Annotated in this window: 14 protein-coding genes; all 14 read right to left on the minus strand. The window is 56.5% G+C overall.

The features are described from left to right. Positions 1-126 precede the first annotated feature (126 nt). A complete protein-coding gene (locus SDD30_RS03160) occupies positions 127-405 on the minus strand; it encodes a EutN/CcmL family microcompartment protein (protein WP_434073480.1) in 279 nt (92 codons plus the stop codon). Between the two features lie 4 nt (positions 406-409). Next, on the minus strand, positions 410-1,093 hold the full coding sequence (gene pduL, locus SDD30_RS03165; protein WP_434073481.1) for a phosphate propanoyltransferase: 684 nt from the start codon (positions 1,091-1,093) through the stop codon (positions 410-412). 322 nt (positions 1,094-1,415) lie between these two features. Beyond that, positions 1,416-1,961, minus strand: coding sequence for a BMC domain-containing protein (locus tag SDD30_RS03170; protein ID WP_434073482.1), 546 nt, complete (start codon positions 1,959-1,961; stop codon positions 1,416-1,418). 168 nt (positions 1,962-2,129) lie between these two features. Then, positions 2,130-3,482 (minus strand): 4Fe-4S dicluster domain-containing protein, encoded by a 1,353-nt coding sequence (locus SDD30_RS03175; RefSeq protein WP_434073483.1) that lies wholly within the window; start codon positions 3,480-3,482, stop codon positions 2,130-2,132. A gap of 46 nt (positions 3,483-3,528) precedes the next feature. Continuing rightward, positions 3,529-5,040, minus strand: coding sequence for an aldehyde dehydrogenase (locus tag SDD30_RS03180; RefSeq protein ID WP_434073484.1), 1,512 nt, complete (start codon positions 5,038-5,040; stop codon positions 3,529-3,531). 14 nt (positions 5,041-5,054) lie between these two features. Then, positions 5,055-5,327 carry a BMC domain-containing protein gene (locus SDD30_RS03185; protein WP_434073485.1) on the minus strand — a complete coding sequence of 91 codons (273 nt, stop codon included), beginning with the start codon at positions 5,325-5,327 and terminating at the stop codon, positions 5,055-5,057. Between the two features lies 1 nt (position 5,328). Further along, positions 5,329-5,625 carry a BMC domain-containing protein gene (locus SDD30_RS03190; protein ID WP_434073486.1) on the minus strand — a complete coding sequence of 99 codons (297 nt, stop codon included), beginning with the start codon at positions 5,623-5,625 and terminating at the stop codon, positions 5,329-5,331. A gap of 205 nt (positions 5,626-5,830) precedes the next feature. After that, positions 5,831-6,103 carry a BMC domain-containing protein gene (locus tag SDD30_RS03195; RefSeq protein WP_434073487.1) on the minus strand — a complete coding sequence of 91 codons (273 nt, stop codon included), beginning with the start codon at positions 6,101-6,103 and terminating at the stop codon, positions 5,831-5,833. Between the two features lie 253 nt (positions 6,104-6,356). After that, positions 6,357-7,154 (minus strand): class II aldolase/adducin family protein, encoded by a 798-nt coding sequence (locus tag SDD30_RS03200; protein ID WP_434073488.1) that lies wholly within the window; start codon positions 7,152-7,154, stop codon positions 6,357-6,359. Between the two features lie 76 nt (positions 7,155-7,230). Further along, the gene (locus tag SDD30_RS03205) at positions 7,231-8,373 is read right to left on the minus strand and encodes a uroporphyrinogen decarboxylase family protein (protein ID WP_434073489.1); all 1,143 of its coding nucleotides are present in this window, start codon (positions 8,371-8,373) and stop codon (positions 7,231-7,233) included. A gap of 28 nt (positions 8,374-8,401) precedes the next feature. Beyond that, positions 8,402-10,195, minus strand: a complete 1,794-nt coding sequence (locus SDD30_RS03210; protein ID WP_434073490.1) for an L-fucose isomerase — start codon at positions 10,193-10,195, stop codon at positions 8,402-8,404. A 195-nt stretch (positions 10,196-10,390) separates the two neighbouring features. Next, entirely contained in the window at positions 10,391-10,714 is a 324-nt protein-coding gene (locus tag SDD30_RS03215; RefSeq protein ID WP_434073491.1) for an L-rhamnose mutarotase, read from the minus strand. Positions 10,715-10,811: 97 nt separating this feature from the next. Further along, the gene (locus SDD30_RS03220; protein ID WP_434073492.1) at positions 10,812-11,807 is read right to left on the minus strand and encodes a DsbA family protein; all 996 of its coding nucleotides are present in this window, start codon (positions 11,805-11,807) and stop codon (positions 10,812-10,814) included. Between the two features lie 91 nt (positions 11,808-11,898). Next, a complete protein-coding gene (locus tag SDD30_RS03225) occupies positions 11,899-13,407 on the minus strand; it encodes a sulfatase (RefSeq protein ID WP_434073493.1) in 1,509 nt (502 codons plus the stop codon). Positions 13,408-13,536: the final 129 nt, after the last annotated feature.

A 13,536-nucleotide genomic window follows, 5' to 3' on the forward strand; every position in this document is an offset into this window, starting at 1 on the left:
CTGGCTGCACCCCCGCCTCCCCCGCATTTTACCCTGGGGCCAGTTAGGTTAATTACCGCCACGGGGGACTCCTGGCGGTGCCTGCAGGTAATTGATTTGATTACCCCAGACGTAGCGAGCATCAGCCTACCGCGACAGCCCCTTGATGTCCCCTTCCACCTGGTCGATTATACCCACAATGGTCAGGTCCACCGGGGCATAGGCCACATTGAGGCCCAGCCGGGCGGCACTACCGGTGACCACCAGCACCAGTTCTCCTTTGCCGGCGCCCACAGCATCGACGGCCACCAGGGTTTCCCCGCGGCGGCTGCCCTGGAGGGGCCGGATGAGGAGGAGTTTGCTGCCGGTCAGGCTTTCGTGCTTGCGGGTGGCGACCACTGTACCGGTCACTTCAGCAATCAGCATCTTCTCACCTGATTTCTACTTCGTCATCACACCGGAGACCGGCGGCGTTGGCGTCGTCGGTGTCGATGTGCATGATAAGCTTGAATTGGGGACTGACCCGCACCTGGACGCCGCCGAAGATGGTGGGCCTTTCAGTCTTGATGGTCCGTACCGTGACTTCGTCGTTGTCCTTGAGGCCCCACTTTTCTGCCTCCACCGGGCTCATGTGGATGTGGCGGTTGGCGATGATGGCCCCTTCGGGCAGGGTGACGGAGCCTTTAGGCCCCACCAGGGTAATGGGGGCGGAGCCGGCCAGGTCCCCGGAACGGCGCACCGGTGCCGGGATACCTAAGAGGATGGCGTCGGTGCGGGAGATCTCCACCTGGGTACGGTCGCGCACCGGCCCTAGGATGCGGACGCCGGTCAGGGGCCGCAGTTTGGGGCCTACCAGGGTGACGACCTCGTTGGTGGCGAATTCCCCCGGCTGGTAGAGGTCGTTCCGTTTGGTCAGCCGGTAGCCCGGGCCGAAGAGGATAGCGATCTCCTGCTGCGCCAGGTGGACGTGGCGGGCGGAGACGGCGACAGGTACCCGTTTGGCTGCCGGGTTAGAAGCGGCTGCCGTATTGATCCCGGCGGTTTTACCCCGGCGTTCCTTTAGTTCGGCCAGTACTTCCCTGGTGATTAATTCAATTAGGGCGGTTGTGGTCATTGAGCGGTCACCTTGCTTTTAAGTATGGTTGGCTGTCAGGACTGCCAATCTGGATGGCAGCAGCCCTCCCTAATAGGCGGCTGGCAATGCCCCGGAAGTTGGCGGCAGGCCGGCCATTTAGCCTGCCGGCTGGTGAACCGGCTTTTCTTGGCCACCCGGGAGGGGATTAAATTAAATGTGGTTTAAATGATTTTGGCTACCTGCTCCCTACCAACTCCGTACCCACTCCGATTTATGAACAACCGGTTGCTAAAGTAGCATTTAAATATAATATAAATAAATTGGGGGGGAATAGTCCGCCTTTCGCCGCTGGGGCTTGGGTTTACGCTAGTTGCTCCCAGACTTCCGGGTGAGGCGAGGGGATAACAACAGCATCTACGAGTTCTCCTTCTTCTTTAAGGGGTAAGGTGGCGGCATCTACAGCGGCCTGGACGGCGCCGACGCTTCCGGTCAGGATGACTACGCCTTTCCCTCCCAGCCCGTAGGCGGGGCGGATGTCCCGGAGCTCGATAATGGCGGCCTTGGCGGCGGTGTCGGCGGCTTTGATGGCGGCCGTAACGCTGAAGGTTTCGATGACGCCCAGGGCGCCTTTTGTTTCGCCCGGGACCACCCCGGCCAGGGCCGGCCATACCCCGGGGTGCAGGTTGCCCAGGACCAGGCTGGCGATGACCGTCACCCCGCCGCTGGTGACGCCGTGGGCAACGGCGCTTTGGACGGCACTAATCTCGCCGCTGACGGCGATGAGGCTTTTCCCCGGGCAGGTGGTGCGTATTTTTACGGTTACCGGCGCGGCTTTAAGGCAGCTGTCGGCGACCTGTAATCCCCGCGCCAGGCTCTTGAGTTCGATCAGACCTAAGGCTATGCCCATCAGGCGCCACCTCCAAATTGAGATATGGGAAGTGAGAAGTGGGAGGTGGGATCCAGGGAAGGAACTGGCTGTGCCAGTTCCTGATGGAAAGCTGAAACCTGCCACTTCCATGTTGCGCCAGCAACAGGTGCCATTAGCCGTCGTGTGAGGTTCATTTGGGGGTGGCGGTCAACGTTCACCACGGATGGCTCCTTCCTTGATAATGATACTGTCGTTGACGGCGACGACGGTGCCGCTGCTGCTGGCGTGGAGGCTGGCCCCCAGGGTGTTTTCGCCTATCAGGGCCAGGAGGTCGCCGGCCTGGACCCGGTCGCCCGCTTTGACTACCGGTACGGGAGCGGCGCCGGCGCTCTGTTTTAAGGGTAGGCGGACCTCTTGGACGTTTATTTCTTCTTCCTGGAAGGCCACCGGGCGGGCGTAGTATTCTTTTAGGCCCAGGCGGCTGATAATACTTTTAGTGGGTACCTGCCGTCCTGCCCGGAAAGGGGAGGGATTAGTAGCCTGCCAGGGGCCGGGCTTAAAGCCCTGCTGCTGTAGTTCGGCCTTGATTTTGCGGTTCACCTGCCGGGGGGAGAGGTTAAAGGGGCAGGCGTAGAGGTCGCAGAGGCCGCACTCGCTGCAGAGAAGGGCCTGGGGTAAGGTTACGTCGGCCAGGCCGTAGGTGGCGGCGCGCATGACCCGGTGGGGCTCCAGGGGGCGCCCCAGAAGGTGGCGCGGGCAGAAGTCGGTGCACTGCTGGCACTGGCAGCAGACCTTTAATGCCAGCTTGAGCTCCTGGTTTAAATCGCGGCGATAGGTGGCGGCCAGGGGATGGTCCAGGGGCAGCACGATAATGCCCTTGGTGGTCTTGGTAATCAGGGCATTGCTGCTTACGGGCTTGCCCATGCAGGGGCCACCGGCTATGAGGAGGTAATCCTCTCTTAGGGGGCCGCCGGCCAGGGTAAGGAGTTCCGCTACCGGGATACCCAGGGGCACCCTGGCGGTCAGCGGCCGGCGGACGGCGCCGGTGATAGTCACGTATTTATGGGTGACGGGCTGCCCGGCCAGGGCGTGGTGGAGGTTATACAGGGTCTCGACGTTTAGAACTACGGCTCCAGCGTGCAGGGGCAGGCCTCCCGGGGGGATAACCTGCCCGGTAATGCTGTAAGTGAGCAGGTGCTCGTCGCCCATGGGATAGACGTCCGGGAGAAGGTGGAGCTGTAAATCCGGGTAAGTCTTGATCGCCCCGGCCAGGGCGGCCTGGGCGTTATGGTATTTTTCTTTGAGGGCTATAACTCCTGTTTGGGCGCCGGTGCCGCGGACAAGGGTAGCTAAGGCGGCTAGGAGTTCCCCCGGGTAGCGGGCCATTAACTCCTGGTCAACTTGGAGTAAGGGTTCGCACTCGGCGCCGTTAATGATGATCGTAGCAATGGGTGTTTTCGTTTTTAACTTGAAGGCGGTGGGGAAACCGCCCCCGCCGGCGCCGACAACGCCGGCGGCAGCTATTTTTTCTATGAGTTCGTCTAACGGCATACCTGGCATTGTTTTTTCACCTCGGGGCCGGCCTGGCTTACCGGCCAGCCCGGTATTAATCTACCGTCCGTAGCGCCCCGGCGATGACTGTCCGCTGCTCGCGGGTGTAGGTACGGGGAGTACAGATGCCTTCGCCGGTGGGGCTGGCGATGGTGTGGCTGAAGTGGCCTTCGCCGCCGATGTGGAGCCCCGCGGCGGAGGAGGCGTTGGCTACCAGGATGTCGGTTTGCAGCTTGCGGGCGTAGGCGGTGATGCGGCTGACGTCCTGGCTGTGGATCAGGGCCGTATGTTTGAAGCCGTGCTCTACCTCTACCGCCAGTTCCATGGCGGCCGCGAAGTCGGGTACCCTTACCAAGGGCAGGACGGGCAGGAGCTGCTCTTTCTGTACCAGGGGATGTTCCGGCGGGCATTCCAGAACAGCAATCCTGGTGTTCGCCGGGGCGTCCAGGCCGGCTGCTTTGAGGATGACGGCGGCGTCTTTGCCGATTAGTTCGGGGTTAAAGGTCTGGCCGGCGGGCAGGAGGGCGCGCATTAGTTTTTCTTTATCCCCTTCATCCCGTACGAGATAGGCGCCGTGGTCCTGCAAGTGGTAGAGGAGTTCGTCGGCTATTTGCTCTACGGCGATAATCACTTTTTCGGCGATACAGAGCACCGTGTTGTCGAAGGCGGCGCCGGCGACGATACATTGGGCGGCGTAATTTAGATCTGAGACGGTTTCGTCGACGACTACCGGCGGGTTGCCGGGGCCGGCGGCGATGGCTTTCTTGCCGCTCTTTAAGGCGCGGCCCACTACCTCGGGGCCGCCGGTGGCGACGATGAGATCAACATCGGGGTGCCCCAGGACCAGGTCTAAATTCTCCAGGCTGACTTTGTCGCCTACTACCAACAGGTCTGCGGGGCCCCCGGCCTGCTGGATGGCATCATTAAAGAGGCGTACCAGGTACTGGGTGGTCTTGAGGCCCTGGGGATGGGGCAGGAAGACGATGCTGTTGCCGGCAGCGACCATGCTGATGGCGTGGTTGATGACACAGGAGCCGGGGTGGGTGGCCGGCTCGATGGCGGCGATGAGGCCGAAGGGCGCTCGCTCGATCAGGATCAGGCCGTGGTCACCGCTGATGGCTTCGGTCTTTAAGTCTTCGACGCCCGGGGTTAGACGGGCGGCGTAGAGCTTCTTCTGGATCTTGTCTTCGACGCGGCCGTAGCCGGTTTCTGCGTGGGCGAGTTTGGCGATTGCTTCGACGTTATCGATGGCCGCCTGACGGATGGCGGTGATGATTTCTTTCCGGGTGGCCAGGCTTAAATTGACCAGTTCTTTTTGCGCTGCTTTGGCGGCTTGGATGGCGGCTTCTAGATCGCTGTAAACGCCCCGGTCACCGTGGGCGCTGGTGCCGCCAACCTGGCAGTCGGCTACCCCGTCTGTAGACCCTGGGGTGGTGGCGCTCCGGCAGGTACCGCTACAACTGGTTACTGCTGCCGCAGGGGTGATGGTGCCGCTGCCGGCCTGCTGTTGCTGGAGGTTCTTGACTACTTGCGCGACGATGCTGGCGATGGTGGCTTCGTCAATCATTGGCTTTCACCACTTCAGGAGGGTAATATCCGCGCGATGTCGGCATGGGGCCGCGGGATGACGTGGACGGCGACGACTTCGCCGAGTCTCCCGGCGGCAGCGGCCCCGGCTTCGGTGGCCGCCTTGACGGCGCCGACGTCGCCGCTGACCATGACGGTAACCAGGCCCGAGCCGATCTTCTCCATGCCGCCCAATTCGACGCCAGCGGCTTTGAGCATGGCGTCGGCGGCTTCGATGGCGGCGACCAGCCCTTTGGTTTCGATGAGCCCTAAGGCGCCGTCTTTCATGTTAATCGACTCCTTTCGCCGCGACTTCTTTTTTTCCTGGCAAAATACTAGCTACGTCGCTATGGGGCCGGGGGATGACATGGACGGCGATTACTTCGCCGAGTCGGGTGGCGGCGGCACCGCCGGCTTCAGTGGCGGCCTTGACGGCACCGACTTCGCCGCTGACCATGACGGTGACCAGGCCGGAGCCGATCTTCTCCATGCCGACCAGTTCGACGCTGGCGGCTTTTAACATGGCGTCGGCCGCTTCGATGGCGGCGACCAGCCCTTTGGTTTCGATGAGTCCTAAAGCGCTCATGGGTTAATTTGCCTCCTTACGCAATTGTGATGTTAGTTGTTAGTGGTAAGGTTTACCGTTAGTTGGAAATGCCGGCAGGAATGGCTCTGGCCGGCGGTTATTATGGGGCCGCCGCTGCCGGGTTTGCCTGTTTCCGGTTGTCCCAGCAAGGTAGGGGCGGCGAAAATTAGTTCTGCCGGGGCTATGGCTCTAACCAGCCGGGCCGTTAGTTTAAATAACTGGCCAGCTCTGTGTGGGGCCGGGCGATGACCCGGCTGGCAAAGACGGTGCTCACCCTGGCGGCTTGTTCCTGGGCGGCTGCTAATGCTGCGGTGACGGCGCTGACCTCGCCGCTGATCTTCAGTACCGCCAGGCCGCTGCCTTTGGTCTGTTCATAGCCGAGGATGGTGACCCCGGCCGTCTTGGCGGCGGTGTCGGCGGCGGCTATTACTGCGGCCAGGCCGCGTACTTCGAGGATGCCTAATGCCTGCTTGGTCATAGAAAGCCTCCGATATGAGATGTGAGACGTGGGAGGTGAGATGCCTGACGGAACCGGCGGCGCCGGTTCCTGATTTAAAGCTTGCTAATGAACCATTTTTTACCGTTAACCAGGTGTGATTCTAAGCTAGGCCAATCCGCGCAAGATGGGGAGTGGCAATGCGAGGGGTCTGCGGGTTGGTACCCTGCTCATGTTCTCCCTAACAGTTTGTTGCCGTAGGTTGCCGGCCCCCGACTGTTTCCCGCCCTGCTCCTTACTGTTTGTTGTTCCCCAGGGAATCCAGGACGCTGCGGGTTACCCGGGTAATAATCTCCTGCAGTTCATCCTCGGGTATGCCGGTCACCCCTGGGGCTTCGCGGGGGGAGATGCTGCAGGCACCGCAATCCACACAGCCGGGGTTGGATGAAGTAACTCCTGCTTTGGCCCGGATTGCCATCAATTTCTGGACCTGTTCGGCCGAGAGAACGTTTTCGTGACCTAGCAATCTGGCTGTCAGGCTGATCTTTGCAAATAACTCCAGCGACTCCATTTTATAATAAGCATTATATATGTCCCTACCGGCCGTCAGGGCGCCATGGTTGGCCAGCAACAAGGCGTCATGGTTACCAATGTACTTCCTCACTGCTGCCGGCACTTCATCCGTGGAGGGTGTACCGTAGGCGGCCAGGGGGATACTCCCAAGGTTGATAATAATTTCCGGCAACACACAGCGATCCAGGGGGATGCCGGCTACAGCGAAACCGGTAGCCGTAGGTGGATGAGCGTGAATCACCGCCCGAACATCCGGCCTCTGGCGGTATATTTCCAGGTGCATTTTTATTTCTGACGAGGGTTTCAACTGACCGGCCAATTGTTTTCCTTGCATATTGACCTTAACCAACATCTCTGGAGTCATAAAACCCTTACTGACGCCGGTAGGTGTCGCCAATACTTCATTTTCATTTAGGCGGAAACTGATATTGCCGTCATTGGAAGCCACGTAACCATGCTGGTAAATTCGCCGCCCTACTTCGCAGATATCCTGGCGTAATTGAAATTCCGATAGTACCATGTTGACCCCCCAACCTGTATCCAGATGTAAAGCTTCCATGGGGGCACTGTTACAAACCTCAGGCCCCCGGTTATAACTATATTTCTTCGTCAAATTCCCCTAGATCCAGAGGATACTTCCCGTATTCCCGTACCAGTTGCACCAGGTAATCATAATTCTGCGGCGGTACATTGGCAGCTACGGAATGGTCGGAAGAAACGATATAGCCCCCGCCTTTGGCAGCGTTTAGTTTGCGCAGGACTTCCCGCCGGACCGCTTCTTTATCGCCTTCGGCTAAAACTCGGACGTCAATATTACCGTTAAAGGCCAGCCGGCCCTTGTACTGGCGCTTTAATTCCACCACATCCAGGCCCGCTTTGGCTTCCAGGGGATTATAGCAATCCACCCTAGCATCGATCAGGTCTTCGTAAATAACCCGGGCATTCCCACAACCGTGGTAAATAATCTTCGCCCCCATGGCGTGAAACTCGGTGCACAGCTTCTTCACCGCCGGGTAAAACATCTTCCGCCACAGGTCCGGGGAAAAGAACATGCCCTTGTCGTAAGCCACGTCGCCCCAGATGTACATGCCTTTTAAATTGAACATCTCTATTTGCTTTTTGCCGATGGCCAGCATATGCTCCGTCAGGCGGTCGATAAAGGCCATGGTCTCATCGGGATAGAGTACCAGGTCCATCAAAGCACCTTCGGTTCCCCGGCAGCGCCAGAGGGCTTCAAAAGGTTCGCAGACGCTGCCGAATATAAAATAGTCGCCTTTGTAGCGCTCTACTGTCTCAGCAAAACTGGGCAACACGCGATAGGTATCGCCGGTATTGATTATGTCGTCTCGTTCGTCGTAATAGCGGCGGGGATCAAGAGGATCATCGAACTCAAACTTGGCATAGTCGGCAGCCGACTTGATGCCGAACTCCAAGAACATAGGCATCGGGGCTTCCATTTGCCTTTTAATAATGGAACCCCAGCCGCTTTCGTAAATCATATACTCATCGTTTTTCTCGATGAAACGGCTGCGCATGACGTGAGGGTCCATATTGGGGCTGATCCGCATAATATCAAGGTCATAGAAATCATAGATAAAGGCGTCCTGCCCCTTTTCCTTCTGCCACTCTTGCAGGAACAGGCTCCAAAAAGCGTCGGTTATTGGTACCCGGTCCGGTTCTTCATGGTTTAGAGCCTTGAGGACGCGCTCGGTTTTGATTTCGGCTTTGGTTTTACTCACGGGAAAAATTACTCCTTTTCTTGATTTGTTAATATCTCCCGTACAGGGGCCCAAAGTTATAGCAAGCTCGATAATCCGCTCCTTCCAGGTCTTCCGTACCAAAGGCACTCCAGGCGCTGGGCCGGAAAATCCTTGCCTGCGGGACATTATGCATACTTACGGGTATCCTTAGAATCGATGCCAAGGTAATTAAATCCCCGCCGATATGGCCGTAACTGAAAGCCCCGTGGTTGGCGCCCCAGTTGTTCATGACGGAGTAAACATCCGTGAAGGCTCCTTTACCTGTAAGGATAGGTGCGAACCATGTCGTCGGCCAGCTGGGGTCAGTGCGGTCGTCCAGAACACGATGCACATCATCCGGCAATTCTACCGTATAGCCTTCCGCTATCTGCAGAACAGGACCAAGCCCTTTTATGATATTCACCCGGGACATGGTTACCGGCATACCGCCTCTGGTGACAAACTTGGAGGAGAAGCCGCCACCCCGGAAGTACTCCCGGACAGCCGGCCACCAGGTGGTTGCCTCCAGGCAGGCTTTAACTTCCTCCGGTGTTATTTCCCAGAAGGGCTTCATTACCGGCTTACCGTCCCTGGTCTGGCGGCCGCTGCCGTCCAGAGCCGCTGCGCCGGAGTTGATTAGATGAATAATCCCGCCCGCGGCAGTACCTTCCAGTTCCTTGCCAGTCACCCGTTTCACAGCGGCCGGGCTCCAGTAAGTCCGTACATCGGCAAAAACCTGCGCCGTATTGGTTAACAGGTACCCGAACAGCATGGCCACACCGTTTAAACTGTCGTTTTCCGTAGCCATAATGTGTGGCCTTCTTACCCCGTTCCAGTCGAAGGAGGAATTCAGGATGGCTTCCATGAAATCGCCGTTGGGGAAGTGATCCGTCCACTGCCTCTGGCCCTGGAAACCGGCGGCAATGGCGTTATGGCCTTCGGCCTCTTCCCTGAAGCCCAGTTCGGCCAGACGGTAATTGCCGATCATCAGGTCCCGGCCGATGAGAGCCATTTTGACGGCCATACTCCATTCCTTTTCCTTCTGTTCCCGGGTAGCCTGCTTTTCCGGGTGATTGCGATCGCTGCCCTCCCGGCAATTCTCCTTTACCCATTGCATAGCCCGGGCATATTCTTCTTGATCGTATATCTCCTCGTCAATGCGCCGCGTTATTTCCGACATATCTACATATTCGCAGCGCATGCCCAGATAACCCTCGAAAAAATCAGGGTTCACTATAGAACCGGCAATGCCCATAGCTACATTACCGATTGACAGGTAGGATTTGCCCCGCATTAAAGCTACCGCTAGTCCGGCCCGGGCGAATTGGAGTAACTTTTGGGCCACATCGTCCGGTATACTCGTATCGCCGGCATCCTGGACGTCTCGGCCGTAAATACCAAAGGCCGGTAACCCCTTCTGGCTGTGCCCGGCCAGGGCTGCCGCTAGGTAGACTGCCCCGGGCCGCTCTGTGCCGTTGAACCCCCAGATGGCTTTAGGCATGAAAGGATCCATATCGATGGTTTCGGACCCATAACACCAGCAGGGGGTGACGCTGATCGTCAGGCCGACCCCGGCGCGGGCGAACTTTTCTGCACAGCGGGCCGCTTCGGCCACGCCGCCGATAGTGGTATCGGCGATGACGCACTCCACCGGCGCCCCGCTGGGATACCGCAGATTGGTCTCCAGGAGCTGCTTGACTCTCCTGGCCATGCCCATAGTGGTGTCTTCTAGAGACTCCCTGACACCATTACGACGTCCGTCAATTACCGGCCGGATGCCAATCTTCGGTAAAGTAGTGGTTAAAAATAGTATCTCCTGCATCTCTCTTCACCTTCATCAAGATTTATCAGATCATTGCTGCTATCATAAGCTGGCTTCATACCTTAAACTACCATGTCTTCCTGCATCTTTAACCGCAGGCTTTAAGCCGCCGGCTACTACAACTGGGAGCCGGGGGGGACCGGAATATGCCGGTGGCAGGGTCGGGGTTGATTGCCTGACTACGGGTAACTGCACTCAATCCTGGTGAAATACTTCCTCCATTTCCGCCCACCATTCCCCTTCGCGACGGGTTTCCAGGGGCTCTTGGCAGGGCATGCACACCTCCCACCATTTCTGGGTAATAGGATCGGCCGCCATTTTAGCCATATCGGCTTCGTAGTCATCGCCAATGTATTCGTAGTAGCTAAACAGGTAACCGTCTTTATGGAAGATAGAGTAATTCCGAATATTACACTCGGTAATCATTTTAGCCACATCCTGCCAGACAGCGGCATGCAGCTTTTTATATTCATCCAGTTTTTCCGGTTTGACTTTGAGGACCATACCGTATCGTTTCAAACAAATCGTCCCTTTCTTGCCGCTTTGTTTTTTTTGTTTTAGCAGTATACCCGGGAAGTGCGTCTTCCAGGGAAAAGTATCTGCCTTGTTGACTGAATTAGGTATGGCAGGCAAGCAGGCTATCGATCCTATCCCGCAGAGCCTTGGCAGTTGGCGGTCCATCAAAAAGAATGTAGTTTATGAATAATGTCGGCGGTGACTTGATCTTGTTCCGCGTCGCCCCGCGATAATCTTCTTTGACTGCGTCTTCGAATCGGTGGGTCTCCAGATCGGCGGTAAACTTTTCTACATCTAGTCCGATCTCCCGGGCATATTCAATGAGGTTTTCCCGTTCCAATGCGTTATCGGCTGCAAACAGCCGGGCATGCATCTCCCAGAACTTACCTTGGATACCGGCAGCCTCGGCAGCTTCGGCTGCCGGTACCGCCAGGGGATGCAGATGGCGCAGGGGGAAGTGTCGGAAAACAAACTGCACCTTGTCTCCGTAGGTGGGCAATAGTTCCATGATAACGCGATAGAGTTCCTGGCAGTGCCCGCACTGGTAATCACCGTATTCGATCAGGGCAACAGGTGCTTCCGGGTAACCCAGGCGCCAATCATCCGCGGTCATAAGAGGTGGTTTCGGTGTATTGACTAGATTGATAAGCGCCCGGTTTACTATGGCTGGGTTGGGCAGGCCCATGGTTGGCTCGGGATTATAAACCCGGCGGATCAATCCTTCCTGGTCGACTACGAATACAGCCGGCAGGATGGCCTCATTGGCAACTATACCATAGCTACGCGCTACACCCCTGAGTGGGTCAGAATCAGCTGCCAGGGGAAACTCGATATTTCTCTCCTGCGCCAGTTTCCTCAAGTCACCTGGAGTAGCATCCGTAATAGCGATGACCTGGGCGTTGTGCCTTTCGAAATCCGATAGTCGCTCCTGGTACCCGGCCAGTTGACCGGCTATGATATCAGTTACTTCAGATCCGAAGAAAAGGAGCACCGTCATGTGGGTTGACCGGTTACTAACAGTCACCTCCTGACCCAGGTTGACGGCGGGCAATGTGAATTCGGGTGCTCTGATCCCCGGCTGTAAGATTGTTGGCATTGGCAGTTGCTACCCTCCCTGATGATCTATAGTTACTATGGGTGTAAGCTCGGCCGTAAGCCGGGCTTGCACCCGAAAGTGTTCCTTTTCGCTACAGCTTGCACCTGCCGGAGAGATGCGCCTCCGGCGTACCCATTTCTTCGAGCCAGTGAACATAGCGTTCGTGTATTTCCCTGGCCAGCTTTTCGTTACTGTGAATAAGGTCCCGCTCCTCCTCCGGGTCGTCGGGGAGATAAAACAGGGCCGGCTCATTGGGCACGCGGTTAGTTCCAGGTTCGATCAGTTTATTCAGGAATACTGCTGCATCACATACTTCTTCCGGGTAATTACCGGCATAATGTAAACACCAGCCGTCCTCTGTCACGACGACACTCTTGGCCAGAATGGGAGTGTGGTGAATCAGAGTGTTGGAGGACACGACTATGTCACGAAGCTTCTTCTTCTCGCCGCGCAGAAGCGGCATCAAGGACTTCCCGTGGAGAGTTTCCGGTCGAAATTGCCAGTCTTTAGTATAGAAGACACCACACTGCAGGGCCTGGATATTCTCCTTACCGCCGACAGACTCCGTTGTCACCAAACCGCTGAGCTCGAGGATAGTTGGCATCAAATCAGGTGACTGTACCAACGCACCAATATGCTGACCCTTTGTTTGGCCCGGGAGACGGATCATCAAGGGAATCCGACGAATCTCATCATACATCCTGACCGCTTCAAAGTAACCTTCCCTGTTGAGAAGCGACTTGCCAACAATCCCATGTTCTCCAAAAAGGAAGCCATGGTCGCTTGTGAAAATTACTGCTGTGTCTTCTTTCAAACCTAACTCGTCTATCTTATCAAGTAGAACGCCAATCCATCGATCTACCAGGCTGACTTCAGCCTTGTATAGAGCACGCACGTGGTTCAGTTGGTCTTCAGTGAGATAATTTCTCCAGAAGTCGTAATGTGCATAGAAGAGTTCTGGCCCAATATAGCCCGGATCGTACATATCGACATATTCTTTGGGTGCATCCCATGGTTCGTGGGGATCGAAAAGGTCAATATGCAGGAAGAACTTCTCTTCACCCTGGCTTTGTTCCAGCCACTGGCACGCTGCTTTGATAGACCGCGCTACAAATCGATCCTCTTCTGATTTCCACCAACCCGTGTTACGCAGGATGATTGGCACTAGAAAATCCGGACTACGTAACTTGCTGAGGTCCGCAGGTAACTTAACGTTCCGTGGCGTAGACTTCCATCTATCAGCCTCCTGCCCCCGGATCCACTCCCATCCATCGAAGCCTCGCTCATAGTTGAACCCCATCGAGACTAGATGCGGATTATCGAAAATAATTTGGGTAACGATGCCTGAGGCACTCAGGATTTGTTGCAACGTCACCGTATCAGCTGGTAAAGGACACCATTCATGCTCAATGCAGCTGAAGCGCCCACTCATGATATCCAGGCGATTGGGTAGTGTTGGGAAAGACCCTAAATAAGCATTGTCGAAAACGTAAGCCTCGTTGGCAAACCGATCAAGATGTGGGGTCTTGACATTAGTTGGCCCATAACAGGAAAGGTTATCGTAACGAAAAGTGTCGGATACAACAAGGATTACATTCATGTTTTTCCACCTCATCCTAATGCATTTATTTTTTCCGTGCTATGAATTATCGCAAACCCCGCCATTCCTCTTATATCACCCAGGCCTGATGCATCGCTGTAATTTATGCGTGAGCACTGATATCACCCT

The organism is Moorella naiadis (nom. illeg.), from assembly GCF_051020825.1.
Taxonomy (GTDB): domain Bacteria; phylum Bacillota; class DSM-521; order Neomoorellales; family Neomoorellaceae; genus Neomoorella; species Neomoorella naiadis.

What these genes read in the sequence shown, in the direction of transcription:
- SDD30_RS03170 (WP_434073482.1), bottom strand. Translation starts at nt 1,961, where the DNA reads ATGGGCATAGCCTTAGGTCTGATCGAACTCAAGAGCCTGGCGCGGGGA.
- SDD30_RS03180 (WP_434073484.1), bottom strand. Translation starts at nt 5,040, where the DNA reads ATGATTGACGAAGCCACCATCGCCAGCATCGTCGCGCAAGTAGTCAAG.
- SDD30_RS03160 (WP_434073480.1), bottom strand. Translation starts at nt 405, where the DNA reads ATGCTGATTGCTGAAGTGACCGGTACAGTGGTCGCCACCCGCAAGCAC.
- pduL (WP_434073481.1), bottom strand. Translation starts at nt 1,093, where the DNA reads ATGACCACAACCGCCCTAATTGAATTAATCACCAGGGAAGTACTGGCC.
- SDD30_RS03225 (WP_434073493.1), bottom strand. Translation starts at nt 13,407, where the DNA reads ATGAATGTAATCCTTGTTGTATCCGACACTTTTCGTTACGATAACCTT.
- SDD30_RS03190 (WP_434073486.1), bottom strand. Translation starts at nt 5,625, where the DNA reads ATGAGCGCTTTAGGACTCATCGAAACCAAAGGGCTGGTCGCCGCCATC.
- SDD30_RS03210 (WP_434073490.1), bottom strand. Translation starts at nt 10,195, where the DNA reads ATGCAGGAGATACTATTTTTAACCACTACTTTACCGAAGATTGGCATC.
- SDD30_RS03195 (WP_434073487.1), bottom strand. Translation starts at nt 6,103, where the DNA reads ATGACCAAGCAGGCATTAGGCATCCTCGAAGTACGCGGCCTGGCCGCA.
- SDD30_RS03220 (WP_434073492.1), bottom strand. Translation starts at nt 11,807, where the DNA reads ATGCCAACAATCTTACAGCCGGGGATCAGAGCACCCGAATTCACATTG.
- SDD30_RS03175 (WP_434073483.1), bottom strand. Translation starts at nt 3,482, where the DNA reads ATGCCAGGTATGCCGTTAGACGAACTCATAGAAAAAATAGCTGCCGCC.
- SDD30_RS03185 (WP_434073485.1), bottom strand. Translation starts at nt 5,327, where the DNA reads ATGAAAGACGGCGCCTTAGGGCTCATCGAAACCAAAGGGCTGGTCGCC.
- SDD30_RS03200 (WP_434073488.1), bottom strand. Translation starts at nt 7,154, where the DNA reads ATGGTACTATCGGAATTTCAATTACGCCAGGATATCTGCGAAGTAGGG.